This window comes from Streptomyces sp. NBC_01431 (genome assembly GCF_036231355.1).
Classification (GTDB): Bacteria; Actinomycetota; Actinomycetes; order Streptomycetales; family Streptomycetaceae; genus Streptomyces.
In genome coordinates, this window is record NZ_CP109496.1 from 4,906,190 (window position 1) to 4,931,398 (window position 25,209).

Sequence of the window (25,209 nt, forward strand, 5' to 3'; positions counted from 1 at the left end):
TGACCGCTACTCGGTCTTGATCGCGGTCAGCATGTTCAGCTTCGCCGCGCTGCGGGCCGGCCACATGGCGGCGAGCACGCCCACCAGGGCTGCCAGGAGCAGGAAGATGCCGATCCGGTCCCACGGGATGACCAGGGCGTAGTTCGGGACGGACTTCTTGATGGTCTGCCCGATGGCCCAGGCGAGGAAGGAGCCGAGGCCGACGCCGATGACCGCGCCGAACACCGAGATGACCACGGCCTCCAGGCGGATCATGCGCTTGACCTTGCGGCGGTCCAGGCCGATCGCCCGCAGCATGCCGATCTCCTGCTGGCGCTCGAAGACCGACATCGCGAGGGTGTTGACGACACCGAGGACCGCGATGATCAGGGCCATCGCGAGCAGCCCGTACATGATGTTGAGCAGCGTGTTGATCATGCCGCCGAACTCGTTGCGGATGTCCTGCTGGTCCATGATGCTGATCGCCGGGTTGTCCCCGAGCGCGCTGACCAGGGCCTTCTCGTTGGCGCTGGTGGCGCCGCCGTCCATCTTGACGAAGATCTGCGGGATGTGGGGCTTGGTCTCGTGCGGGTTGAGCACGGTGGTCGGGGCGAGCACCGAGTCCAGGAAGTCGTTCTTCTTGAACGTCGCGCCGATCGTGAGCCGGCCCTTCTTCTTGTCCTGGAACTCGACGGTGACCTGGGAGCCGGGCTTCCAGCCGTGCTGGGCGGCGGTCTTGTCGTCGACGGCTATCTGCCCCTGGCCGAGGGTGGCGAGGGAGCCGGACACCGGCTCGACGTTGATGACCTTCTCGATGTCGCCCGGCGTCACGCCGGCCACCGTCTGGCCGTCTCCGTCGAGCTGGAAGTACGAGGACTCCTTGGGGGAGACCGCCGAGACACCCGGGGCCTTGCGCAGCGCGGCGAGGACGTCCTTGTCGAGCCCGGATCCCCTGGCCGCCATCTGGACCATGTAGTCGGCCTTGATGTTGTCCGTGGTCATCTTGTCCATGGCCGTGCCCAGCGTGACGCCGAGCACCGAGAGGCCGGTGACCAGGGTCAGCCCGATGGCGAGCGCGGAGGCGGTGGCGCCGGTGCGGCGCGGGTTGCGCACCGCGTTCTGGCTGGCCAGCTTGCCGGAGACGCCGAAGATCTTGCTCAGTGCGGGCCGGACGAGGGCGATGACCGGCCGGGAGAGCAGCGGGATCAGGATGATGACACCGACCAGCGCCAGGAAGGCGCCGATCCCGATGAGTATCTTGCCGTCCTTGCCCGCGGCGGCACCGGCCATGATCGCGGCCGCACCGCCGAGGGTGATGACACCGCCGATGGAGTTCCGTACGACCAGGGACTTGGTGGTGGCCACGCCGTGCACGCTGTTCATCGCCGCCACCGGCGGGATCTTGGCGGCGCGCCAGGCGGGCAGCAGGGCGGCGATGAGGGTGACGAAGATTCCGACGGCGAGTGCGGCGATCACCGGGGTGGCGGAGATGATCAGCGGGCCGTCCGGCAGCTTGGCGCCGAAGCTGCTCATCGCGGACCGCAGTCCGGTCGCGAGACCCAGGCCCAGCGCGAAGCCGATCGCGGAGGCGATCGTGCCGACCACCAGGGCCTCGGCGAGCACCGAGCGGCGGACCTGGCCGCGCGAGGCGCCGACGGCACGCATCAGGGCGAGCTCGCGGGTGCGCTGGGCGACCAGCATGGTGAACGTGTTGGAGATCAGGAAGATGCCGACGAACAGGGCGATGGCGGCGAAGGCGAGCAGCGTCTGGTTGAGGCCGCTGAGGCCCTGCTCGATGTCCCGGGCCTCCTGGTCGGCGAGCTCCTGGCCGGTCTTGGCGTGCGCGTCCCTCGGGAGCAGCGGCGTGACCTCGGTGAGGATCTTCTGCGCGTCGGCGCCGGGGGTGGCGGCCACGCTCACGGTCTGGAAGAAGCCCGGCTTGAGGTAGAGCTGCTGGGCGACCGGGGTGTCGAACAGGACGAGGCTGCCGCCCGCGTTGACCGCGCCGTCCTGGGTGGTGAAGATGCCGGTCAACTTGTACTGCTTGACCGGCCCGTTGGTGGCGACCCGCACGAGGTCGCCCACGTGGTACTCGCCCTTGGTGGCGGTGTCCTTGTCGAGGGCTATCTGGTCGTCCCGCACCGGGCCCGAGCCCTGGGCGAAGGTGTACGCCGGGTCCTTGCCGTCCTTGCCGGGGGCGAAGTTGCCGCCCTTGTTGGCCCAGCCCTGGCCGATCAGCCTGCCGTCGGTGCCGGCCACACCGGCGAAGCCCTCCACCCGGCCGGTGGCCGAGGCCACGCCGTCGAGCTGCCCGATCTTCTGAAGGGTCTGCTTGCTGACCCCGGGGTCGCTTTCGGCGTCGTCAAGGCTGCCGTACGAGGTGATGGCGACGGCCACCTTGTCGTAGCTCTTGGACGACTGCTTGCGGAAGGCGTTGCCGAGGGTGTCGGTGAACACGAGAGTGCCGGACACGAAGGCGACGCCGAGCATGACGGCGAGCACCGTCATCAGCAGCCGGGCCTTGTGCGCGAGCACATTGCGCAGGGCGGTTTTGAACATGGGGTTTCTCAGTCCTGGGTGATCGTGGGCGCACCGGGCGCGGGGGCTCGGCGTCAACGGGCGAAGGCGGGCTGGGGGCGGGGCCCCAGCGGCTCCAGGTCAGCTGGTGCGGCCCTTCGCGTCGAACGCCTTCATCCGGTCCAGCACCCCATCCGCGCTCGGCCGGAGCATCTCGTCCACGATCCGCCCGTCGGCGAGGAATATGACGCGGTCGGCGTAGGAGGCGGCGACCGGGTCGTGGGTCACCATGACGACGGTCTGCCCGAGTTCGCGTACCGAATTGCGCAGGAAGCCGAGCACTTCCGCGCCGGAGCGCGAGTCCAGGTTTCCGGTCGGCTCGTCACCGAAGATGATCTCCGGCTGGGAGGCGAGCGCACGGGCCACGGCGACGCGCTGCTGCTGGCCGCCGGAGAGCTGGGTCGGGCGGTGGCCGAGCCGGTCGGACAGGCCCACCATCGCGATGACCTGGTCCAGCCACTGCTTGTCGGGCTTGCGGCCCGCGATGTCCATCGGCAGCGTGATGTTCTCCAGCGCGGTCAGCGTGGGCAGCAGGTTGAACGCCTGGAAGATGAAGCCGATCTTGTCGCGGCGCAGCTGCGTGAGCTGCTTGTCCTTGAGCGAGCTCAGTTCGGTCTCACCGATGCGGACCGAGCCGGAGCTGAACGAGTCGAGGCCCGCGACGCAGTGCATCAGCGTCGACTTGCCGGAGCCCGAGGGGCCCATGATCGCGGTGAACTCGCCCTGGCGGAAGTCGACCGTGACCCGCTCCAGGGCGACCACCTGGGTCTCGCCCGTGCCGTAGACCTTCGACAGTTCGACGGCGCGGGCGGCCACCGCGGTCGCGCGGTGTGCGGTGGGGGTGGTGGTCACGGAGGTACTCCTGTCGCAGCAGCTTTCGGGGACTTCTCCATCCTCTCCGCCGCCCGGCGCCCGATCGTCAGTCCCTGTGCCCGTTTCGCGGGCAGTCCTGAGTCGGACGGGCCGCCCCCGCCGTCCTCCTGAGGTATGACGGCGCCCCTGAGACGCAAGCGGGGCCCCGCCGGAAACCTGGCGGCGCGGTATTCACCCTCCAGTGGGAATCCGCTCGCGCTCGACCGGGGTCCGACAGCGTGGGGTGGAGGTGATCCAGGGCGTCTGGAGGCATCGAGTTTCCGTCATTCCACACCCGTGTTCCGGTGCGCCCCCGACGCCCTGCCAACCGCCTGTGGCATGTGCCACCACTGCCCCGAGCTGTGCTGACGCACCCTCAGGCGTCAATAAAATAAGACAACATCGGATGGTTGTTCCGCTGTTCGGGGGATGCGTCGGGCTAGGCTCGTCCCGCGAAACGCGGAGCCGCGCGCCCTGGCCCGGATGGTGGAATGCAGACACGGCGAGCTTAAACCTCGCTGGCCTTCGGGCCGTGCCGGTTCAAGTCCGGCTCCGGGCACATCGTCGGATTCCGGCGGCCCCCGCGCGTCGGGCCGTCGGACCCTTGCACCCCCCTCTTCCACAGGTGAAGATCCTCCCTGAGCAGTACGACGGTTCCTTTGCGTGCCCATTACCCTGGACGGCAAGGCCGCGCTCGGCGGCCATGGAGGAGTGAGATGAGGAGCAGCAACCCGGTCTTCTCGCGACGGGGGTTCAGCCGCGACAACGGCTATGCGGGCTTCAACACCGCGCCGCAGGCCGGGGGCAACCCCTACGCGCAGGCACCCGCGAACCCGTACGCGACGAACCCGTACGCCCAGCAGGACACGCGGTACGGCGCCCCGCAGGCGCCGGCGCGCTCCGGTGTGATGACGATCGACGACGTCGTCACGCGGACAGCGATGACGCTCGGCACGGTCGTCGCCGGCGCCGTCGTCGCATGGCTCGCGCTGCCTGTCGACCAGGCCAACATCGGCAAGTCGTACGGCATCGCGATCGGTGCCGGGCTGGTCGCGTTCGTCCTGGCGATGATCCAGTCCTTCAAGCGCAAGCCGGTTCCCGCGCTGATCCTCGGGTACGCCGCCCTGGAGGGCGTCTTCCTCGGCGTGATCAGCTCCGCCGTCACGAGCTATGTGTCGGCGGGCGCGGTCCCGCAGGCGGTGCTCGGCACCATGGCGGTCTTCGCCGGTGTGCTCATCGCGTACAAGACGCGGCTGATCCGGGTCAACCGGCGCTTCGTCGGCTTCGTCATGGCGGCCGCGATCGGCTTCGTCCTGCTGATGCTGGTCAACATGCTGTTCTCCGTCTTCGGCGGCGGTGACGGCCTCGGCTTCCGCAGCGGCGGCCTCGGCATCCTCTTCGGGATCATCGGGATCATCCTCGGCGCCTGCTTCCTGGCCATCGACTTCAAGCAGGTCGAGGACGGGATCACCTACGGCGCTCCGCGCGAGGAGTCCTGGCTGGCTGCCTTCGGCCTCACCATGACCCTGGTGTGGATCTACATGGAGGCGCTGCGGCTGATCTCCATCCTGCAGGGCAACGACTGACGCGCTGCGGCACGACCCTGCGAGGGCCCGCTCCCGGGATTCGGGGGCGGGCCCTCGCCCGTGTTACCAGCCGATCGTCAGCGTCAGATCCGTCGGCGGGCTCGCGTTGCCCAGGATCTGGACCGAGGACTGGTCGAAGATGTCGTCGTACGGGAAGCCGTAGGCCCGGCCGTCCAGGCCCACCGTGTGGAAGAACGCCGCGTAGTCGTTCTTCGGCGCCGAACCGCGGTAGTACGCGGACGGGGTGTGCCAGAGCGAGGTGTCCTGGGCCACGCCCCGGTTGAACGCGGCGCACAGCTCCGCGCCGAGCCGCTTCTCCGTGTCGCTGCCCGAGGCGAGCGCCCCCGAGCAGGCCATGACCTCGCGCGAGGTCGGTTTGCGCAGGGTGAAGGGGCCGGCGCCGTTGCGGGTGAAGGTCAGGGTGTCGCCCGCGACACGCCCGGAGAACGTCTCGCCCGGCAGGTTCAGGACGAAGGGGTGGGAGGCGTAGTAGCTCCAGGTCTCCTCGACGGTCGCGGTCAGGTGGTTTGCCGGGAAGCCGGCGGCCGAGCGCGGGGCCACGATCCGGTAGGCGTTCCGCAACGGCTGGAAGGCCGCCCCGACGCTGGACGCGTACGCCGACATGACCTCGGCGCGGGACTTGGTAATGCCCCGGGTGGTGTCGTAGCCGCTGGAGGTCTGGCGCAGCCGGGCCGTCATCGGGAAGCCGAACTGGTCGACCTGGGTGGTGTTCCCGCCGTACGCCGCCTGCCCGTTGACGAAGGTGTACTCGTACCAGTCGTAGTAGACGTCGTTGTTGGGGTCCGACGGGTTGTTCGGGTCGGGGCCGCCCCAGCCCTGGTCGTCGGGCGAGACGGGGACGTAGAGCGGCGAGCCGAGCGAGAGGTAGACGCGTCCGCCGCGGATCGACGACGGCGATGGCACCCGGCCGCCCGCCTGGGCCGCCGTGAACGACATGTTCGGGTAGTTGACGCCGTTCTTGGTCAGGTGGCCGGGCGCGTTCGCGTCCAGGTGGTTGATGTGGGCGGTGCTGCCGTCGGGCCGCAGGTACGACCACTGGCCGGGGGTGACCTGGCCGAGCACCGTGAGGTAGATCTGCGCGTCGGCGTACGCGCCGTGGGTGTTGTTCCGGATGACGATCGGGAAGCCTGCCGCGGTGGCCCGGGGGGAGTCGGCGGCCGTCGCCGTGCCGCCGCCCGCGCCGAGGAAGAGCAGGGCGCCGGCGGTCGCCGCCGCGAGGAGGAGCCGTACGGTCTTCATGACTGCTCGCCCCCTCATCAGTGGCCGAAGTCGAACCAGTTGACGTTCACGAAGTCGGCGCTCTGGCCGCTGCTGAAGGTCAGGTAGACGTCGTGGGTGCCGGTGACGCCGCTGATGTTGGCCGGGACCGTGCGCCAGCTCTGCCAGCCGCCCGTGTTGGCGACGGCGAAGCTGCCGACGGGGGCGCTGCTCGGGCTGTCGAGACGTACCTCCACCAGACCACTGACCCCGCCGGCCGCACCGCTCGCGACCCGCGCGTTGAACTGGCGGGCCGCCGTGGTGCCGAAGTCGATGCCTTTGTAGAGCGCCCAGTCGCCGTTGGCGACGCTGCCGATGTCCTTGCCGCCGCCGCTGTCGGTGGTGGTCTCCGTCGTCACACCGGACTGCTGGTCGTAGGACTCGGCCTGGATGGGGCCGTACGCGTCCCGGCCGCCCGGAGGCTGCGAGGTGGGCGGCGTCGAGCCGGAGCCCGATGCCTGCTGCACGGTGACGTAGTCGACCACCAGGGCGTGGCCCGGCTGGGTGTCCGCGTCGGGCCCGCCGCCGAAGGCGCCCGGGAAACCGCCGCCCATGGCGACGTTCAGAATGACGAAGTAGCCGTGGTTGGTGGCGTTCGCCCAGGTCGTCGCGTCGACCTGATTCTGGTTCACCGTATGGAAGTTGACGCCGTCCAGATAGAAGCGCATCTGCTCGGTGGCGCCCGAGCGGTCCCATTCGACGGCGTAGGTGTGGAAGCCGCCCTGGCAGGTGCTTCCCGCGCAGGCGTGCTGGCCGCCGATGCCGGTGGTCTCGTTGCAGGGGCCGCCGGGGCTGGTGCCGCAGTGCATGGTCGACCAGTTGTTGTTGAGGCCCTGGACGTTCTCCATGATGTCCAGCTCGCCTATGCCGGGCCAGTTCCAGTAGTTGCCGCGGAAGGGCGCGCCCAGCGCCCAGAACGCGGGCCAGTAGCCCTTGGCGGCGGCGCCCGTCACGTCCGGCATCTGAAGGCGGGCCTCGATCCGGAGCTTGCCGCCGGCCGGGGGCTGGAAGTCGGTGCGCTTGGTCTCGATGCGGCCCGAGGTCCAGTTGCCCGCGGCGTCCCGCTGCGGGGTGATGCGCAGGTTCCCGGCGCCGTCGAGCGCGACGTTGCTGGTGGACGAGGTCATGGTCTCGATCTCGCCGGTGCCGAAGCCCGCCGGGCCGCCGGGGTAGCTGGTGCCGGTCGTGTACTGCCAGTTCGCGGTGTTAACTCCCGAGCCGGCCGGGCCGTTGAAGTCGTCGGTGAAGACGGTGGACCAGCCCGCCGGGGGCGGCGGGGCGGAGGCGCTGGCGGGCAGGGTGACGACCGCGGCGGCGGCCGCCGCGAGGCCGAGCGCGGAGAGCACGGCGATCACGGCTCGCCCGGCGGGGCTTCGTCGGTGGGGTGTCGGGCGCATGGGGGTGCCTCTCTCAGTCTCTCTCGGGGTGGGGGAAGGAGACTTTGAGAGCGCTCTTGAGAGCGCTCTCAAAGGCAGGCTGCGCCGACACTGTGCTCCCCGTCATCCGGAGCGTCAAGAGGTAAAGCAGTGAAAGCCCTTGAGGGAAAGGCGAGTTCACCTACTGAAGGCGTGGAGCGCGAGGCGGGGGTCCGGGCAGCGTTTCGCCCCGCCGGCCGGTGGCCGACGGGGCGAACGAGCGGACTTCCTCCGGTTGCTAGAGCAGGCGGCGCGCGGCCCGCCTCAGGTCGTACTCATGGATGATCGCCTTGGCGTGGCCGTAGGCGAGGTCGTGCTCGCTCCGCAGCCAGCTGACCTTCTCGTCGAAGCGGCAGAGGGAGGGGCCTTCCTCGACGGTGCGCAGCCAGTCGGACACTTCACGACCGGTGCAATGGGGGATGCGGGAGAGCAGGTTGCGATGGGTCTCTTCGGAGAAGACTTGGGACATCGGCGCCTCCGGAGGCATTGCGCGTACTGGTCCTTCACTGCACCGTGCCTCAGGGTTCGCGTATTGGCAACAGTGCGGGGGAGGCGCGTAGGGTCGCGGCGTGCTTGATGTGAACCCCTTGATCCTGGCCGTCGACCGCTTCGCCGACCGGCTCCGTGCCGCTCCCGAGAGCCGTCTGCGCCGCGGCGCGGCGGCCGAAGGGCTCGCGCTGGCAAGGGAGTTGGCGGTGCGGGCACAGCGGATCGAGGGCCCGGCGGGCGAGCCGCTGCTCATGCCGGACGCCGGCGTTTTCGCTGTGGCCGATCAAGTGGCCGTCGCCGGACGGGATCTGGCGGAGGCGCTGCGTACGGCGACGGCCCCGCCCGGCGGGGAGCCGGACGGGGCCGTGGAGCTGGTGGAAGCCGCGGGGGAGCGGGCCTTCGGTTAGCCGGTCGGGGGCGGTTCAGAGCGAGGCGATGACCCGGTCGGCGAGGATGTAGACGCTCTCCTCGCCGCACGAGAACGTCAGCGCGTAGGCGCCCGACACTCCGGAGCCGCCGAGCAGGACCGGCGCGTCGCCCGCGTCGAGGGCCTCGGCGAGGCGCTCCGCGGTCTCGCGGTGGCCCGGCGTCATGCAGAGCGTGGTGCCGTCGGTGAAGACGTACACGTCGAGCGTGCCGAGCGGCCCGGGGCGTACGTCCGCGAGTGCGGTACGGGCCTCGGCCAACTCCTCCAGGCGGGAGACGGTGGCCTCGTGGTCCGCGACGACCGGCGTCTGGACCGGCACGAAGTCGGGGTGCGAGGGGTGGCGGCGGCGGGCCGCGGCGAGCTCGGGAGAGTCCTCGGGGAACTCCTCCACCGTCTCAAGGGCCTCGGCCTCCAGGCCCGCGAAGTCCGCCTGGCGCGGCATGAAGAACGCGGCGTCCTCGCCGAGCCCCGCGAGTCCGCCGAGCATCGAGGAGGGGGCGTCGGCGGCGTCCCTGGCCTCCTGGGCGGCCCAGAAGGCCCGCGCCTCGGCCAGCTCCCGCTCCCGCTCCTCGGCGAGCGCCTCGGCCACGGCAGCGCGTATTTCGGCGGCCGGGGTCGCGCCCGAGCGGGACTGCGGTGGCACGGTGGCGGTGCGGTCGGTGCGGCGTTCGGCACGGGCGTCTGCCAGGTCTTCGCGCAGAGCCGCGACCTGCTTGCGCAGCCCGTGGGCAGCGTGCAGGGCAGCGGCGCCCACGGCCGTGGCAGCGGCCGTGGTCAGCAGCAGGGCAAGAGGCATGGCGCTCACTGACTTACTCCCGGATTCAAACGATTCCCCGACTTCCTACCTCAGCTTGTCGTGGGTCCGCTCCCGCTGTCAGTGCATTACGTCACGAAATGGACAGGTCTTTTGGGCACGTGTACCCGGGCAAACAGTTCCTGACCTGCGGTATTCCCTCTCCCCCAGGAGATACGTCACATCCTGGGGGAGATTCGGTCACGGTTAGGACGCGGCACGGTTGGCTGTGCGTTGCCTGTGGGACGCATGCGCGCTGGTCAGCGGGGCCGCGCGCGTTCAACCCTTGGTGACGGACGCGTCAGCTGAGGCGCTCGATGACCATGGCCATGCCCTGGCCGCCGCCCACGCACATCGTCTCCAGACCGAACTGCTTGTCGTGGAACTGGAGGCTGTTGATGAGCGTGCCGGTGATCCGGGCGCCCGTCATGCCGAAGGGGTGGCCCACCGCGATGGCGCCGCCGTTGACGTTCAGCTTGTCCAGCGGGATGCCGAGGTCCTGATAGGACGGGATGACCTGGGCGGCGAAGGCCTCGTTGATCTCGAACAGGTCGATGTCGTCGACCGTGAGCCCGGCGCGCTTGAGGGCCTGGCGGGACGCCTCGACCGGGCCGAGCCCCATGATCTCGGGCGACAGACCCGTGACGCCGGTGGAGACGATCCGGGCCAGCGGGGTCAGACCGAGCTCGCGGGCCTTGGTGTCGCTCATGATCACCAGGGCGGCGGCACCGTCGTTCAGCGGGCAGCAGTTGGCGGCGGTGACGAGTCCGTCCGGACGGAAGACCGGCTTGAGGCCCTGGACGCCCTCGACGGTGACGCCCGCGCGCGGCCCGTCGTCCTTACTGACGACGGTCCCGTCCGGGGTGGTGACCGGGGTGATCTCCCGCTCCCAGAAGCCGTTCTTGATGGCTTCCTCGGCGAGGTTCTGCGACCGCACGCCGAACTCGTCCATCTCCTGGCGCGAGATGCCCTTGAGGCGGGCCAGGTTCTCGGCGGTCTGGCCCATCGCGATGTACGCGTCCGGGATCAGGCCGTCTTCGCGCGGGTCGTGCCAGCTCGCGCCCTCGGACTGCGCGACGGCGGCGGTGCGCGCCTCGGCGTCCGCGAAGAGCGGGTTGTGGGTGTCCGGCAGACCGTCGGAGGAGCCCTTGACGGACCGGGACACCATCTCGACGCCGGCGGAGATGAACACGTCGCCCTCGCCCGCCTTGATGGCGTGCAGGGCCATGCGGGAGGTCTGGAGCGAGGAGGAGCAGTACCGGGTGATCGTGCAGCCGGGGAGGTGGTCCATGCCCATCTGCACGGCCACGATCCGGCCCAGGTTGTGGCCCTGCTCGCCGCCGGGCAGGCCACAGCCGAGCATGAGGTCGTCGATGTCGCGGGGGTCGAGACCGGGCACCTTGGCGAGGGCGGCCTCGATGATCGTGGCGGTCAGATCGTCCGGGCGCAGGTCCTTGAGGGAGCCCTTGAAGGCGCGGCCGATGGGGGAACGGGCGGCAGAGACGATCACGGCTTCGGGCATCACGGCTCCAGGGGGCTGAGAAGTGCAGGGCTCTTGGGAAGTTACCCGTACGTAGTGGATTGGTCATCCGGGGTGCCGTGTGATGCGGGACTCTTTTCTAAGCGGTTGCTCAGGGCGGGTTGGGCGAACCCGCCCAGGGGCGCCGCTAAGGGCCCGACGGCGTGCCGTGCGGGGTCGGTTCCGACGGGGCGGGCAGGCGCCGGCGCCTGCGGTGCTTGAGGAGGGCCCATGGCGCGCGGGCCGCGGTGACCTCCGTGCCCGCCTGGGCCGCCGCCGCGGACGCCGCCTTCGCCACCGGCAGGATGTCCTCGTCCCGCGAGGCGTCGGGGTGGTCGGACTCCGGCCACAGGCCGAGCGAGGCGCACAGCGTGGGCAGCACGGCCATCGCCGCGGTCGCGTACCCCTCGGCCGACGGGTGGTAGTTGTCGGGCCCGAACAGCTCCCGCGGGTTCGCCTCGAACTCCGGGCCGAGCAGATGGCCGAGCGACACGGTGCGGCCCCCCTGCTCCACCACCACGATCGTCTGCGCCGCCGCGAGCTGCCGCGAGACCCGCCGGGCCAGCCAGCGCAGCGGCTGGTAGACGGGCTCGATGGTGCCGAGGTCGGGGCAGGTCCCGACGACCACTTCGGCCCCGGCGGTGCGCAGCCGGCGCACTGCCGTGGACAGGTAGCGCACGGAAGCCGTCGCCGCCATCCGCGAGGTGACGTCGTTCGCGCCGATCATGATCACGCAGACGTCGGGGAGGCGGTCCGGGTCGTCGAGCAGGAGCGAGACCTGGCGCTCCAGGTCGTCCGAGCGGGCGCCGGGCTGTGCCACGTTCCGCAGCGTGACCATGCGTTCGGCGACCGCCGCGAGCCCCGCGGCCAGCAGTGCGGCCGGGGTCTGCCCCGCTCGGCGGACCCCCTGGCCGGCCGCCGTGGAGTCGCCCAGCATGCCGAACCTGATCGGCGGCGTACCGTCGGCGAAGGCGGTTCCGTACAGCCCGTCGGAGCTGGGGGCCTGCGGGGATCCGCTGCCCACCGAGCGTTTCGCGAGCGCCAGCTCGGCCAGGACGACGCCGACCGCGGCCCCGGCCAGCAGTCCGATGCCGCCGCCGCCGAACGCCGCGCCCGTCGCGATCCGCCGCGCCACCCTGGCTCTCGACAGAGTCCCGGCCACTGCCACCTCCTAGCGTCGCAGTCGTACACCACCTAACTGCCCGGTAGCGGGTGTCGCTCAATCCAGCGCCGAGGTGAACACCCCCGTCGCACTCCGCATACGCTGGCAGCACCTAATCGGAGACCCGGAGACAACGGTGCGATTCCACGACTCGATGATCAGCCTCGTAGGCAACACCCCGCTGGTGAGGCTCAACAGTGTGACCCAGGGCATCCAGGCGACGGTCCTGGCCAAGGTCGAGTACTTCAACCCGGGCGGCTCGGTGAAGGACCGGATCGCCGTCCGCATGATCGAGGCGGCCGAGCAGTCCGGCGCGCTCAAGCCCGGCGGCACGATCGTCGAGCCCACCAGTGGCAACACGGGTGTGGGCCTGGCCATCGTGGCCCAGCAGAAGGGCTACAAGTGCATCTTCGTCTGCCCTGACAAGGTCTCCACGGACAAGATCAACGTGCTGCGGGCGTACGGCGCCGAGGTCGTGGTCTGCCCGACGGCGGTCGACCCGGAGCACCCGGACTCGTACTACAACGTCTCGGACCGGCTGGTTCGCGAGACGCCCGGGGCCTGGAAGCCGGACCAGTACAGCAACCCGAACAACCCCCGTTCGCACTACGAGACCACCGGTCCCGAGCTGTGGGAGCAGACGGAGGGGAAGATCACCCACTTCGTCGCGGGCGTCGGCACCGGCGGCACCATCTCCGGCACCGGCCGCTACCTCAAGGAGGCGAGCGACGGCAAGGTGAAGATCGTCGGCGCCGACCCGGAGGGCTCCGTCTACAGCGGCGGCTCCGGCCGCCCGTACCTGGTGGAGGGCGTCGGCGAGGACTTCTGGCCGACCGCCTACGACCAGAGCGTCACGGACGAGATCGTCGCGGTGTCCGACAAGGACTCCTTCCAGATGACCCGGCGCCTCGCCAAGGAGGAGGGCCTGCTCGTCGGCGGCTCCTGCGGCATGGCCGTGGTGGCCGCGCTGAAGGTCGCCGAGGGCCTCGGCCCCGACGACGTGGTGGTCGTGCTCCTGCCGGACTCCGGCCGTGGCTACCTCTCGAAGATCTTCAACGACGAGTGGATGGCGGACTACGGCTTCCTGGAGGAGGCGGGCCCCTCGGCGCGCGTCTCCGACGTGCTCGGCTTCAAGGAGGCCGGCCACCTGCCCTCGCTCGTGCACATGCACCCCGAGGAGACGGTCGGCGAGGCCATCGAGGTGCTGCGCGAGTACGGCGTCTCGCAGATGCCGATCGTGAAGCCGGGCGCGGGGCACCCCGATGTGATGGCCGCCGAGGTCATCGGCTCGGTGGTCGAACGCGAGCTGCTCGACGCCCTGTTCACCCAGCGTGCCTCGCTCGGTGACGCGCTGGAGAAGCACATGAGCGCGCCGCTGCCGCAGGTCGGCTCGGGCGAGCCGGTCGCCGACCTGATGTCCGTGCTCGGCAAGGCGGACGCGGCGATCGTGCTCGTCGAGGGCAAGCCGACCGGTGTGGTCAGCCGCCAGGACCTGCTGGCTTTCCTGGCCCGCACCGCGCAGTAACTCCCGCGCGGGTGGCCCGAGTCGGCGAAGTCGTGGAACTGGTACGAGCGCGACATGTGCGCGCAGCACCCGCTTAACACGGCGCGGGCACAGTGGTGGATGTCGGCAGGGGGACCCGGGCAGGTGAACCCGGCCGACACCACCAGCGGCGTCAAGGAACTTCCGGAGCGGCTCCCGGACTTCCCCGGACGCCCAGGACGCGGAGACCGGAACTGACCCGGACCGTGTCCCTCGCGGGGACCGCCGTCGTCCCGCCCCCCGGGCAACCGGGGGTGTGGCGGTCCCCGCGATCACTTCTTCCGCCGCCGCCCGCCGCCCACCGCTCGTCGGCGGCGCCCGGCGCTGCGGCTCAGTCGTCCCGGTTCGTGCGGCGCAGGCGGCCCAGCCACGGCCAGGCGTGCGCGGCGTGCACGGCGTTGACGCCGACGATGCCGAGCCAGGTGACCACGAGGCCGCTGAGGCCCGCGTTGACCGCGCCGATCGCGGAGAGCGGCGTCGCGAGGATCAGCGAGACCATGGCGAAGCCGAAGCGCTCGCCGAAACTGTTCTCCGAGTCGCTCCGGGACGGGCGGCCGCCACGCGCCACCACCATCTGCTGCTCGGCGAGCTGCCGCCTGATGCGCCGGTCCACCGAGCCGTCGACCCGCTGCTCGACCTTCTCCAGGAAGGAGTCGACCAGCGCGGACTCGTACTCGGGCCCGAGCTCGCGGCGGGCCTGGAGGGTGGCGTCGAGTTCCTTCTTGAGCTCAGCGTCGCCCAGCGGGCTGGACCTGAGCTCCGTGTCACGGGCGTCCATGGAGTTCACGGTACGGAGCCGGGAGCGCGTCCGCAGTGGTGCTATCCCCCGTATTCCTCCCTGGTGCCGGCACGAGCAAGAGCGCCGGTGCGGGGCGGTGCAGGGTTGCTCGGCTGTATATCGTCATGCAGAGTTCTGGGTGACTGAATAGCTTGTCCATGGCTCGTACGCGGGTCTGTGGTCCGGTGTCCGGGAAGGGTGGTTTTCGCGCGTGTTGTCGTCCCACCCCCTGGACGCCTCGGGGGATTCACCGTCCGGCCCGGCCGCGGTCGGTCACTCTGTACCTTCCCGGGCGGCCGCACTGCTCGACCAGTTCACGGACCTGTACGTATGAAGGGGGACGGCATGAGCGACAGCCCTGCCGCACGGCTCCAACTGCTCTTCGAGGGACGCCGGTTGACCCCGACCCAGCGGCGGATCGCGCACTGCATGGTGCGCCGCGCGGCCGACGTGCCGTTCCTGTCCAGTGTCGAGCTCGCCGAACTCGCCGGAGTCAGCCAGCCGTCGGTGACCCGGTTCGCGGTCGCCCTCGGCTTCGACGGCTACCCGGCGCTCCGCCGCCACCTGCGCGAAGTGGCTCCGGTCGCCACCGGCGAACCCGCGCAGAGCACGTACAACGAGTACCAGCAGGCGGTGCGGGCCGAGATCGAGAACCTCCAGCACCTGGCCGGGCTGCTCGCCGATCCGCGCCCGGTCGAGCAGGCGGGGCGGCTGCTCGCCGCGTCCCGGCCGCTGCCCGTGCTCGGTCTGCGCGCGGCCTCCTCGCAGGCCCGCGGCTTCGCCTACTTCGCGGCCAAGGTCCACCCCGATGTGCGCCTGCTCGACGAGGGCGGCACGATGCTGGCCGACCGGATCGACGCGGCGCTGCGGGCCGGGGCCTCGGCGCTGCTGTGCTTCGCGCTGCCGCGGCACCCCCGGGAGGTCGTCGAGGCGCTCGGGTACGCGCAGTCCGCCGGGCTCACCGTGGTCACGGTCGCGGACTCGGCGTTCGCGCCGGTTGCCAAGTACAGCGACCTCCTGATCCCGGCGGCCGTGGGGACCGGGCTCGCCTTCGACACGGCGTGCGCGCCGATGCTGCTCGGCCGGGTCCTCCTGGAGGCCATGTGCGACGACCTGCCGGACGCGCAGGCACGCCTGGAGGAGTTCGACGCGAAGGCCGCCGCGCGCGGCCTGTTCGTGGAGTAGCCCTCATACGGCTCGGGTGCCGCTCTGCGGATTAGCCCTCATGCGGCTCGGGTGCCGCTCTCACCGTGCGTTCAGATTTTCCCGTTAGCCTCCGCGCCAGGATTTCGACGGCACGGAGGTGGAGCGTGGGTCGCGGAGCGCAGGCGCTGGCGCGGGTGGCGGTGATCGTGCGGGCCGGGGCGGCTCCGCTGTGGTGGCTGGGCCTGCTGGCCGCAGGTGTCGGGGCGGCGCTGCCGCTGAGTCTCACCGGACGCAGGATCGGGCTGCTCGCGGGCGCGGCGCTGTTCGTCGTCGCGGCCGCCGTGGTGTTCCTGGCCCGGCGCCGCCGCTACACGCACTTCGCCGGGGCCGCCTCCCGCGCCGCCAAGGCGGACTTCCTCCAGGCCCGCTCCGTGACCGTACGCACCTGGCGCCGGGCTTGGCGCTGGTGGCTGCTGCTCGCCTTCCTCGCGGCGCTGGGCTCCGGCTTCGCGCTGCCCGGCGCGGCCGGCCTGCTGATGGCGGGCGCCGGGGCGGGGCTGTGGCTGAAGGCCGCCTGGCTCGGCCGCCTGGAACGCTCCGCCGACGCACTGCTGTGGATCCGCACGGACTGGGTGCCCAAGGGGCAGCCGGTCGGCAAGCTGGTACGGGGCTTTCGGACGACCGGGCTCGGCGCGGGCGACGCCGAGCCCGGCGGGGCCCGGCGCCACTGACCCCCCGGGCCTCAGGCGCCGTCGGCGAGCAGGGCGTCCGCGTGTCCGCCGCCCGCCTCGGCGACCAGGTCCGAGATCGGCTGCGGGGTGCGCACGGTGGCGAAGCGGACGCCCTCCGCGTCCCCGGTGAATCCGTAAATCCCGGGCCGGGCAAGGGAGTTGTAGGAGTAGTGGTGGGCGAAGTAGTACGCCCCGGTGTCAAGGACTCCCGCGTAGTCGCCCTGGTCGAGCAGCGGCAGCGGGCGGTTCTCGGCGAGCAGGTCGCCCGCGAAGCAGGCCGGGCCCGCGATGTCCTGGGCGACGGCCGGACCCGTCTTGGGGCGGCCCTTCGCGTCGTACGCCTCGATCCGCAGCGGCCAGGAGGCGGGCGCGTACACGGTGCGGGCGGCGATCTGCACCCCGGCGTGGGTGACCGCGATGGGGCGCCCGCCCGAGGTCTTGGCGTACTCGACCCGGGCGAGGACCGTGCCGTGCTTGGCGAGCAGTGAGCGGCCGAACTCGGTCACCAGGGCGTACCGCCCGTCGAACAGGCCCGGCACCTCGTCCTTCAGGAGCTGTGCGTAGGCGGCGTACGTCGGCGTCTCCTCGTCGGAGGCGAAGTTGACCGGAAGGCCGCCGCCGATGTCGAGCGTGTCGACCTGGCGCCGCCCGGCCGCCGCGTTGATCTCCTCGGCGAGTTCGTAGACCGCCCGGACGCCTTGGGCCATGAGGGGGAGCGCCACGCCCTGCGAGCCGGAGTGCGTGTGCGCCCGGGTCAGCCAGGGACGCTCGGCATAGGCGCGCACGACCCACTCCCGGGCGCCCTCGTCGAGCAGCGCCACTCCGAACTTGGAGGTGGCCGTCGCCGTGGACAGCGCCTCGATGGACCCGGCGCCGAGCTGCGGGTTGACCCGCAGCCCCACCGGCGAGGAGGGCCGCGCCGACCCCACGAGCGCGTCCAGGCGGGACAGCTCCTGGGGGTTGTCGGCGTTGACGGCGATGCCCAAGGCGAGCGCTTCGCGCAGCTCGGCGGGGGTCTTGGCGGGGGAGTCGAGCACGGTGTCGGCGGGCGGCACCCCGGCGGCCGTGGCCAGCGCCAGTTCGCCGGGGCTCGCGACCTCGGCGCCCAGGCCCTCGGCGTGCAGCAGCCGCAGGACCGGGACCAGCGGGCAGGCCTTCACGGCGAAGGCGTGCAGTACGGGCGCGTCGGTCACGGCGGCGAAGGCGTCCCGCAGGGCGGCCGCGCTCGTGCGGATGCCGGTGGTGTCGAGGAGGGCGACGATGGGGACGTCGGGCCCCGCAAGGCCCTGTTCGACAGCTGCCCGTACGGCCTGCTCGCGGCGCTGCGCCGCCGCTGACGCTGTGCCGGTCACCGCCGATGTCGCCGGTGATGCTGTGCGGGCCGCCGCGGACCGTGCCTGGGAAGTCATGTGATCCAGCCAATCACCGGGTGGAGGGATGTGCAGAGCCACCGTCTATTGACTAGTTCTATTCAGTAACCCAGGATGTGAATATCTGGATCAGGTCACGAGGAGGCATCGCCATGTCAGGACCCCGCCCCGTACGGGCACCGCGCGGTACGGAACTGAGCGCCCTGGGATGGCAGCAGGAAGCCGCGCTGCGCATGCTCCAGAACAACCTCGACCCCGAGGTCGCCGAGCACCCCGACAAGCTCGTCGTCTACGGCGGCACCGGCAAGGCCGCCCGCGACTGGCGCTCCTTCGACGCCATGGTGCGTACGCTCAGGACCCTCAAGCAGGACGAGACGATGCTCGTCCAGTCCGGCCGCCCGGTCGGCGTGATGCAGACCCACGAGTGGGCGCCGCGCGTCCTGATCGCCAACTCCAACCTGGTCGGCGACTGGGCGAACTGGGAGGAGTTCCGCCGCCTGGAGCAGCTGGGCCTGACCATGTACGGCCAGATGACGGCCGGCTCCTGGATCTACATCGGCACCCAGGGCATCCTCCAGGGCACGTACGAGACGTTCGCGGCCGTCGCCGCGAAGAAGTTCAACGGCACCCTCGCCGGCACCATCACCCTCACCGCCGGTCTCGGCGGCATGGGCGGCGCCCAGCCGCTCGCCGTCACCATGAACGACGGCGTCGCCATCTGCATCGACGTCGACCCGCGTGCCATCGAGCGCCGCATCGAGCACCGCTACCTGGACGTGCGCGCCGACTCCGTCGAGCACGCGCTCCAGCTGGCCGTCGAGGCGCGCGACGCCCGCAAGCCGCTCTCCATCGGCCTGCTCGGCAACGCGGCCGAGCTGCTCCCGCGCATGCTCGCCGAGGGCGCCCCCATCGACATCGTGACCGACCAGACCTCGGCCCACGACCCGCTGTCCTATCTGCCGGTGGGCGTCGAGTTCGACGACATGGCGGCGTACGCGGCCAAGGACCCGGCCGGCTTCACCACCCGGGCCCGCGAGTCGATGGCCCGGCACGTCGAAGCCATGGTCGGCTTCATGGACGCGGGCTCCGAGGTCTTCGACTACGGCAACTCCATCCGTGGCGAGGCCCAACTCGCCGGTTACGAGCGGGCGTTCGCCTTCCCCGGGTTCGTGCCCGCCTACATCCGCCCGCTCTTCTGCGAGGGCAAGGGCCCGTTCCGCTGGGCCGCGCTGTCCGGCGAGGCATCGGACATCCACAAGACCGACAAGGCGATGCTCGAACTCTTCCCGGAGAACGAGTCCCTGCACCGCTGGATCAAGATGGCGGGGGAGCGGGTCCACTTCCAGGGCCTGCCCGCCCGCATCTGCTGGCTCGGCTACGGCGAGCGCGACAAGGCCGGCGAGCGCTTCAACGACATGGTCGCCAGCGGTGAACTGGCGGCGCCGCTGGCCATCGGCCGCGACCACCTCGACTGCGGTTCGGTGGCCTCCCCCTACCGCGAGACCGAGGCGATGCTCGACGGCTCCGACGCGATCGCAGACTGGCCGCTCCTGAACGCCATGGTCAACGTGGCCTCCGGCGCGTCCTGGGTCTCCATCCACCACGGTGGCGGGGTCGGCATGGGCCGCTCCATCCACGCCGGGCAGGTGTCGGTGGCCGACGGCACGAAGCTGGCGGGCGAGAAGATCCGCCGCGTCCTGACGAACGACCCCGGGATGGGCGTCATCCGGCACGTCGACGCCGGGTACGACATCGCGGAGCGGGTGGCCGACGACAAGGGCGTTCGCGTGCCGATGCGGGAGGGTGAGGGCGAGTGAGCTCCGCCTCCCCCACTCCGGACGCCCGCCCCGCCGGCACCGACCCCACCAGGGCGCGGAAGGGGTCGGGCGGGGAGCAGCCCTCCTTCCAGGAGATGTGGCGAGACCTCGCGCCCATCGGGCGCGACGCCGACACCCGGGGCTACCGGCGCTACGCCTGGACCGCGGCGGACGCCGACTGCCGTGCCTGGTTCCAGGCGCAGGCCGCCGCCCGCGACCTCACCTACGAGGTCGACGGGAACGGAAACCAGTGGGCCTGGGCCGGAGACCCGGCGGCCGGCGACGCGGTGGTCACCGGGTCGCACCTCGACTCCGTGCCCGACGGCGGCGCCTTCGACGGCCCCCTCGGCGTCGTGTCCTCCTTCGCCGCACTCGACGAACTCAGGCGCCGGGGAGTGGAGTTCACCAGGCCGGTCGCCATCACCAACTTCGGCGACGAGGAAGGCGCCCGGTTCGGGCTCGCCTGCGTGGGGTCGCGCCTGACCGCCGGACAGCTCACCGTCGAGGCCGCGCACCGGTTGCGCGACACCGACGGGATCAGCCTCCCGCAGGCCATGGAGCGGGCCGGGTACGACCCGGACGCCATCGGCCCCGACCCGGGGCGGCTCGCCCGCATCGGCGCGTTCGTGGAGCTGCACGTCGAGCAGGGCCGCGCGCTCGACCTGAGCGGGGACGCCGTCGGCATCGCCTCGGCCATCTGGCCGCACGGGCGGTGGCGGTTCGACTTCGCGGGTGAGGCCAACCACGCCGGCACCACCCGCCTCGTCGACCGGCGCGACCCCATGCTGACGTATGCCGAGACCGTCCTCGCCGCCCGGCGCGAGGCCGAACTCGCGGGCGCCGTCGCCACGTTCGGCAAGATCTCCTGCGAGCCCAACGGCGTCAACGCGGTCCCGTCCCTGGTGCGCGGCTGGCTCGACTCGCGCGCCGCCGACCAGGACACCCTGGACACCGTCGTCGCCGCGATCGAGCGGGCCGCGAAGGAGCGGGCCGAGCGGGACGGGATCGACCTGAGCGTGGTGCGGGAGTCCTTCACCCCCGTGGTGGAGTTCGAGCACGCGCTGCGGGACGAGATCGGCAAGATCCTCGGCGGCGGCACCCCCGTCCTGGGAACCGGCGCCGGACACGACGCCGGAATCCTGTCGGGCTCGATCCCGACCGCCATGCTGTTCGTGCGCAACCCCTCCGGCGTTTCGCACTCCCCGGCCGAGTTCGCCGGCGAGGACGACTGCGTGGCCGGGGTGCTCGCACTCGCCGACGTACTGGAGGGCCTGGCGTGCAGGTGACGTACTGGCTGGAGCACGCCTGGATCGATCCCGAGGTCGAGCCGGGCGTGGTGGTCGACGTGGCGGACGGCGGCCGGATCGCCGCCGTGCGCACCGGAGTCGAGCAGCCGCCGCCCGGCGCCGTCGCACTGCGCGGGTTCACAGTGCCCGGTCTCGCCAACGCCCACTCGCACGCCTTCCACCGGGCCCTGCGCTCCACCGTGCAGGTCGGCTCCGGGACCTTCTGGACCTGGCGCGAGGTCATGTACCAGGTCGCGTCCCGGCTCACCCCGGACTCGTACCACGCGCTCGCGCGCGCCGTGTACGCGGAGATGGCGCTCGCCGGGGTCACCGCCGTCGGCGAGTTCCACTACCTCCACCACGCGCCGGGCGGCACCCCGTACGACGACCCCAACGCGATGGGCGAGGCGCTGATCGCCGCGGCCGCCGAGGCGGGCATCCGCATCACCCTGCTCGACACCGCCTACCTCTCCTCGGGCTTCGGAGCCGCCCCGAACCAGCACCAGCTCCGCTTCTCCGATGGCACCGCCGAGGCCTGGGCGGAACGCTGCTCGGCTCTCAAGGAGCGGGGCCACGCCAGGATCGGCGCGGCCATCCACTCCGTACGGGCCGTCCCCGCAGGGGAGTTGAGCACGGTCGCCCAATGGGCCGAGGCGCGGCGGGCCCCGCTGCATGTGCACCTCTCCGAGCAGACGGCGGAGAACGACGCCTGCCTCGACGCCTACGGTCTGACGCCCACCCAGCTGCTCAGGGAGCACGGGGTGCTGGGGCCGCGCACCACCGGCGTCCACAACACGCACCTGACGGACGGGGACATCTCGCTGCTCGGCTCCACCGGTACGGGCACCTGTATGTGCCCCACCACCGAACGCGACCTCGCGGACGGCATCGGTCCCGCGCTCGCCCTCCAGCGGGCCGGCTCCCCCCTCTCGCTCGGCAGCGACAGCCATGCCGTGATCGACATCCTGGAGGAGGCGCGGGCGATGGAGCTGAACGAGCGGCTCCGTACGCGGACCCGCGGGCACTGGACGGCGGCGGCGCTGCTGCGGGCCGCCACCGTCGACGGGCAGGCGGCCCTGGGCTGGCACGAGGCGGGCCGCATCCAAACCGGTGCCCTCGCCGACCTCACCACGATCGCGCTGGACTCCGTCCGTACGGCGGGGGCGGTGCCTCGGCTGGCCGCGGAGACGGCGGTGTTCGCGGCGTCGGCGGCGGACGTGCGGCAGGTGGTGGTGGGCGGCCGTCAGGTGGTGCGGGACGGGTCCCACGCCCTGATACCCGACGTGGCGTCGGCCCTGTCCGAAGCGATCGCCTCCCTGAGACCGTAGATTCCCCCCGGTTGCTGGGGCTCCGCCCGGGCCCCGTTCGCGCCTTGAGGGCGCTCGTCCTCAATCTCCCCCAAGGCCTTAAGGGCCAGGGGGACCCCCATGACGGGCTGATGATGCCGACCCGGACCAGCACCGGTCCTGCCAGGGGCGCGGGGAACTGCGCGACCAGCCACGCACGGCCCGCAGCGAAAGGAACCCATGCGCGCCACCCTCGTACACAACATCGCCTCCCTCGTCACCAACGACCCCGAGAAGGGAGACGGCCCCCTCGGCCTCATTCGCGACGCCGCCCTCGTCGTCGAAGACGGCAAGGTCGCCTGGGTGGGGCCCGCCCAGGCCGCCCCGCCCACCGACGACGCCCACGACGCACAGGCCCGCGCCGTGATCCCCGGCTTCGTGGACTCCCACTCGCACCTCGTCTTCGCGGGCGACCGCACCCAGGAGTTCAACGCCCGCATGTCCGGTCAGGCATACGCCGCCGGCGGCATCCGCACCACCGTCGCCGCCACCCGGGCCGCGTCCGACGAGCAGCTGAGCGCCAACGTCGCCCGGTACATCGCCGAGGCGCTGCACCAGGGCACCACCACCCAGGAGACCAAGTCCGGCTACGGCCTGACCGTCGCCGACGAGGCCCGCGCGCTGCGCATCGCGGCCGGGCACACCGACGAGGTCACCTACCTCGGCGCGCACATCCTTGCCCCCGAGTACGCCGACGACCCGGCCGGTTACGTCGAGCTGGTCACCGGTGAGATGCTCAACGCTTGTGCCCCGTACGCCCGTTGGGTCGACGTCTTCTGCGAGAAGGGCGCCTTCGACGGCGACCAGGCGCGCGCGATCCTCACCGCGGGCAAGGCCGCCGGGCTGCTGCCGCGCGTCCACGCCAACCAGCTGACGTACGGGCCCGGCGTGCAGCTCGCCGTCGAGTTGGAGGCCGCGTCCGCCGACCACTGCACCCACCTCACCGACGCCGACGTGGACGCCCTCGCCAACAGCGCGACGGTCGCGACCCTGCTGCCCGGCGCCGAGTTCTCCACCCGGGCTCAATGGCCGGACGCCAGGCGGCTGTTGGACGCGGGCGCCACGGTCGCCCTGTCCACCGACTGCAACCCGGGGTCCTCCTTCACGTCCTCGATGCCGTTCTGCATCGCGCTCGCCGTACGGGACATGAAGATGACGCCGGACGAGGCGATCTGGTCGGCGACCGCGGGCGGCGCGGCCGCGCTGCGCCGCACCGACATCGGCCGCCTCACTCCCGGCGCCCGCGCCGACCTGGCGTTCCTGGACGCGCCCTCGCACGTCCACCTCGCCTACCGGCCCGGTGTTCCGCTGGTCAGCGAGGTCTGGCGGGCGGGCCGCCCGGTCTGACCGGGAACCCCACGCCGCCGCGGCCCGCCGTTCCTCAAGAGCGCAGGCCCTCGGGATCAGCCCTCAAGCGCTCAGGCCGCCGCGGCCCGCCCGCTCAGGACGCCAGTTTCTCGATCTCCGCCGTGTCGCCCGCCGCGAGCAGACCGAAGAGCCGCAGCACCTCGTCCCTGGACACCCCCGACAGCTGGCGCGGAGCCGTGTCGGGGTCGTCCAGGTTCTCCCACAGCAGCCACAGCAGCTCGCCGCTCGGGAACGCGCTCAGTGACCAGCCGTTCTCGTGGGTCAGCGAGACATCGGGGTGTTCGTCGTCGGCGTCGGCGAGGCCGTCCAGGATCGTGCGCATGGTCGCTTCGTCGGGCTCGTCGACCGAGGCGCCCGACAGATCGGTCATGAAGTAGCTCATACCGTGCATTAGCTCATGCCCGCCCCACCACGCGTACGCCCGGCCCCGGCCGTCCCACCCGTCACCGGGGCCAAGAACCGGCCAAAGCGACGACGACGTACCAACCTTCACCGTATGGTCACAAACTCCGGGACGGTACCTACCGCCGGGTGAAATCGCCCGGTACCGTCCAGATCAGCGGGGCTCGGGGGAGACCGGGGGGTCGAGTTGAGCAGTCTGCGCGGGAGCGGCGCCGCCCAGGGCGCACGGGGACGCATACGAGTGGTGAGACCCGGCGATCTGGGCGCCGGGGAACTGGAAGCGTGGCGGGAGCTGCGGGCCAAGTCCGGCGCGCCGGCGAATCCCTTCATGGAGCCCGAGTTCACCCTGGCGGTCGGCCGGGTGCGGTCCTCGGCGCGGGTGGCCGTGGTGTACGAGGGGGCCGAGCCCGCCGCCTTCTTCCCGTACGAGAAGGGGAAGGTGGGGCAGGGGCGGGCCATCGGGTTCGGGGTATCGGACTGCCAGGGCATCGTCGGGCGCCCCGAAATCGCTCTGGATCAGGGCGAGTTGCTGCGCTCCTGCGGTCTGTCGTCCTGGGAGTTCGACAACCTGGAGGCAGGCCAGTCGCTGTTCGCGCCGGACGCGGCCGCCTCGTACGCCTCCTTCGTCATCGACGTGGGGGCCGGTTACGCCGCCTACGAAACGACCCTGCGGCAGCAGTCGCCGAAGTTCTTCAAGACGACCACCGCCAAGGAGCGCAGGCTGGGGCGGCAGGCGGGGGAGGTCCGGTTCGTCTTCGACGAGCGGGACCCGGCGGCGCTCGCACAGCTCATGGAGTGGAAGTCCGCGCAGTACCGCCGCACCGGGCGGCGCGACCGGTTCGCGCAGGACTGGATCAACACCCTGGTGCAGCAGCTCGCCCACACCCGCGCGCCCGGCTGCTCGGGGCTGCTCTCCGTGCTGTACGTCGCGGACCAGCCGGTCGCCGCCCACTTCGGGCTCCGCTCGGCCACGGTCCTGGCCTGCTGGTTCCCGGCGTACGACCCGGAGTTCGCGAAGTACTCGCCGGGTCTGGTGCTCCATCTGCGGATGGCCGAGGCCGCGGCGGCCGAGGGCATCGGGATGCTGGACCTCGGACGGGGCGCCGCCGAGTACAAGGACGCGCTGAAGACCGGCGAGATACCGGTGTACGAGGGGGCGTCCACCCGGCCCGGGGCGGGCGCGGTGCTGCACTGGATCGGGCGCGAGCCGTCCCGCCGGGCGCACGGATTCGTACGGGACCGGCCGCGGCTCGCCGAGCTCGCGCAGCGCGGCCTCAAACAGGCCGGGCGGTTGCGCGGCGTCGGAAAGTAGCCCCCGCGCGGGGCACGGCCACAGGACGGACCC

21 protein-coding genes and 1 tRNA gene are annotated in these 25,209 nt (G+C 71.6%); 11 read left to right on the forward strand and 11 right to left on the reverse strand.

Annotated elements, in window-relative coordinates; translation table 11 throughout:
* Nucleotides 1-6: 6 nt before the first annotated feature.
* Both OG522_RS22600 and OG522_RS22605 read right to left on the reverse strand, forming a co-directional pair.
* Nucleotides 7-2,538: an ABC transporter permease gene (locus tag OG522_RS22600; RefSeq protein ID WP_329464823.1), complete on the reverse strand. Its 2,532-nt coding sequence runs from the start codon at nt 2,536-2,538 to the stop codon at nt 7-9.
* Nucleotides 2,539-2,637: 99 nt separating this feature from the next.
* On the reverse strand, nt 2,638-3,408 hold the full coding sequence (locus OG522_RS22605; RefSeq protein ID WP_329464824.1) for an ABC transporter ATP-binding protein: 771 nt from the start codon (nt 3,406-3,408) through the stop codon (nt 2,638-2,640).
* 477 nt (nt 3,409-3,885) lie between these two features.
* On the opposite strand from OG522_RS22605, the gene OG522_RS22610 reads away from it, so the two are divergent.
* A tRNA-Leu gene (locus tag OG522_RS22610) sits at nt 3,886-3,967 on the forward strand.
* Nucleotides 3,968-4,124: 157 nt separating this feature from the next.
* Nucleotides 4,125-4,994: a Bax inhibitor-1/YccA family protein gene (locus OG522_RS22615; protein ID WP_329464825.1), complete on the forward strand. Its 870-nt coding sequence runs from the start codon at nt 4,125-4,127 to the stop codon at nt 4,992-4,994.
* Between the two features lie 63 nt (nt 4,995-5,057).
* Here OG522_RS22615 and OG522_RS22620 read toward each other — a convergent pair whose 3' ends face one another.
* The 3 genes from OG522_RS22620 to OG522_RS22630 all read right to left on the reverse strand — a co-directional run bounded on the left by OG522_RS22620 (nt 5,058) and on the right by OG522_RS22630 (nt 8,156).
* Complete coding sequence (locus OG522_RS22620) at nt 5,058-6,254, reverse strand: glycoside hydrolase family 64 protein (RefSeq protein ID WP_329464826.1); 1,197 nt, start codon at nt 6,252-6,254, stop codon at nt 5,058-5,060.
* A 17-nt stretch (nt 6,255-6,271) separates the two neighbouring features.
* Nucleotides 6,272-7,669 (reverse strand): glycoside hydrolase family 16 protein, encoded by a 1,398-nt coding sequence (locus tag OG522_RS22625; protein WP_329464827.1) that lies wholly within the window; start codon nt 7,667-7,669, stop codon nt 6,272-6,274.
* Between the two features lie 256 nt (nt 7,670-7,925).
* Nucleotides 7,926-8,156 carry a DUF4287 domain-containing protein gene (locus OG522_RS22630; protein ID WP_329464828.1) on the reverse strand — a complete coding sequence of 77 codons (231 nt, stop codon included), beginning with the start codon at nt 8,154-8,156 and terminating at the stop codon, nt 7,926-7,928.
* A 100-nt stretch (nt 8,157-8,256) separates the two neighbouring features.
* Here OG522_RS22630 and OG522_RS22635 point away from each other — a divergent pair, with 100 nt between their 5' ends.
* Entirely contained in the window at nt 8,257-8,583 is a 327-nt protein-coding gene (locus tag OG522_RS22635; protein ID WP_329464829.1) for a hypothetical protein, read from the forward strand.
* A gap of 15 nt (nt 8,584-8,598) precedes the next feature.
* Here the strand turns inward: OG522_RS22635 and OG522_RS22640 are convergent, their stop codons facing one another.
* The 3 genes from OG522_RS22640 to OG522_RS22650 form a co-directional block, all read right to left on the reverse strand.
* Nucleotides 8,599-9,384 carry a hypothetical protein gene (locus tag OG522_RS22640; protein ID WP_329467687.1) on the reverse strand — a complete coding sequence of 262 codons (786 nt, stop codon included), beginning with the start codon at nt 9,382-9,384 and terminating at the stop codon, nt 8,599-8,601.
* Nucleotides 9,385-9,697: 313 nt separating this feature from the next.
* Nucleotides 9,698-10,918: an acetyl-CoA C-acetyltransferase gene (locus OG522_RS22645; protein WP_329464830.1), complete on the reverse strand. Its 1,221-nt coding sequence runs from the start codon at nt 10,916-10,918 to the stop codon at nt 9,698-9,700.
* Between the two features lie 145 nt (nt 10,919-11,063).
* A complete protein-coding gene (locus OG522_RS22650; RefSeq protein WP_329467688.1) occupies nt 11,064-12,050 on the reverse strand; it encodes an SGNH/GDSL hydrolase family protein in 987 nt (328 codons plus the stop codon).
* A gap of 163 nt (nt 12,051-12,213) precedes the next feature.
* Here OG522_RS22650 and OG522_RS22655 point away from each other — a divergent pair, with 163 nt between their 5' ends.
* Nucleotides 12,214-13,602, forward strand: a complete 1,389-nt coding sequence (locus OG522_RS22655; RefSeq protein ID WP_329464831.1) for a cystathionine beta-synthase — start codon at nt 12,214-12,216, stop codon at nt 13,600-13,602.
* 349 nt (nt 13,603-13,951) lie between these two features.
* Here OG522_RS22655 and OG522_RS22660 read toward each other — a convergent pair whose 3' ends face one another.
* Complete coding sequence (locus OG522_RS22660) at nt 13,952-14,398, reverse strand: hypothetical protein (RefSeq protein WP_329464832.1); 447 nt, start codon at nt 14,396-14,398, stop codon at nt 13,952-13,954.
* Nucleotides 14,399-14,743: 345 nt separating this feature from the next.
* Between OG522_RS22660 and OG522_RS22665 the strand changes: the two genes are divergently transcribed.
* Together OG522_RS22665 and OG522_RS22670 are read left to right on the forward strand one after the other, a co-directional pair.
* Nucleotides 14,744-15,583, forward strand: coding sequence for a MurR/RpiR family transcriptional regulator (locus tag OG522_RS22665; protein ID WP_329464833.1), 840 nt, complete (start codon nt 14,744-14,746; stop codon nt 15,581-15,583).
* Nucleotides 15,584-15,708: 125 nt separating this feature from the next.
* Nucleotides 15,709-16,275, forward strand: a complete 567-nt coding sequence (locus tag OG522_RS22670) for a hypothetical protein (RefSeq protein ID WP_329464834.1) — start codon at nt 15,709-15,711, stop codon at nt 16,273-16,275.
* A gap of 11 nt (nt 16,276-16,286) precedes the next feature.
* On the opposite strand, the gene OG522_RS22675 is transcribed toward OG522_RS22670, so the two are convergent.
* Complete coding sequence (locus tag OG522_RS22675; protein WP_329464835.1) at nt 16,287-17,684, reverse strand: diaminopimelate decarboxylase; 1,398 nt, start codon at nt 17,682-17,684, stop codon at nt 16,287-16,289.
* A gap of 113 nt (nt 17,685-17,797) precedes the next feature.
* Here OG522_RS22675 and hutU point away from each other — a divergent pair, with 113 nt between their 5' ends.
* The 4 genes from hutU (at nt 17,798) to hutI (ending at nt 23,441) form a co-directional block, all read left to right on the forward strand.
* On the forward strand, nt 17,798-19,462 hold the full coding sequence (gene hutU / locus OG522_RS22680) for a urocanate hydratase (protein WP_329464836.1): 1,665 nt from the start codon (nt 17,798-17,800) through the stop codon (nt 19,460-19,462).
* Nucleotides 19,463-19,557: 95 nt separating this feature from the next.
* Nucleotides 19,558-20,748: an allantoate amidohydrolase gene (locus OG522_RS22685; protein WP_329467689.1), complete on the forward strand. Its 1,191-nt coding sequence runs from the start codon at nt 19,558-19,560 to the stop codon at nt 20,746-20,748.
* A complete protein-coding gene (locus OG522_RS22690) occupies nt 20,739-22,076 on the forward strand; it encodes a formimidoylglutamate deiminase (RefSeq protein ID WP_329464837.1) in 1,338 nt (445 codons plus the stop codon). The genes OG522_RS22685 and OG522_RS22690 overlap by 10 nt, the downstream gene beginning before the upstream one ends.
* A gap of 198 nt (nt 22,077-22,274) precedes the next feature.
* Nucleotides 22,275-23,441, forward strand: a complete 1,167-nt coding sequence (gene hutI, locus OG522_RS22695; protein WP_329464838.1) for an imidazolonepropionase — start codon at nt 22,275-22,277, stop codon at nt 23,439-23,441.
* Nucleotides 23,442-23,535: 94 nt separating this feature from the next.
* On the opposite strand, the gene OG522_RS22700 is transcribed toward hutI, so the two are convergent.
* The gene (locus OG522_RS22700; RefSeq protein WP_329464839.1) at nt 23,536-23,832 is read right to left on the reverse strand and encodes a hypothetical protein; all 297 of its coding nucleotides are present in this window, start codon (nt 23,830-23,832) and stop codon (nt 23,536-23,538) included.
* 273 nt (nt 23,833-24,105) lie between these two features.
* Here OG522_RS22700 and OG522_RS22705 point away from each other — a divergent pair, with 273 nt between their 5' ends.
* Entirely contained in the window at nt 24,106-25,176 is a 1,071-nt protein-coding gene (locus tag OG522_RS22705) for a GNAT family N-acetyltransferase (protein WP_329464840.1), read from the forward strand.
* The last annotated feature ends 33 nt before the right edge of the window (nt 25,177-25,209 follow it).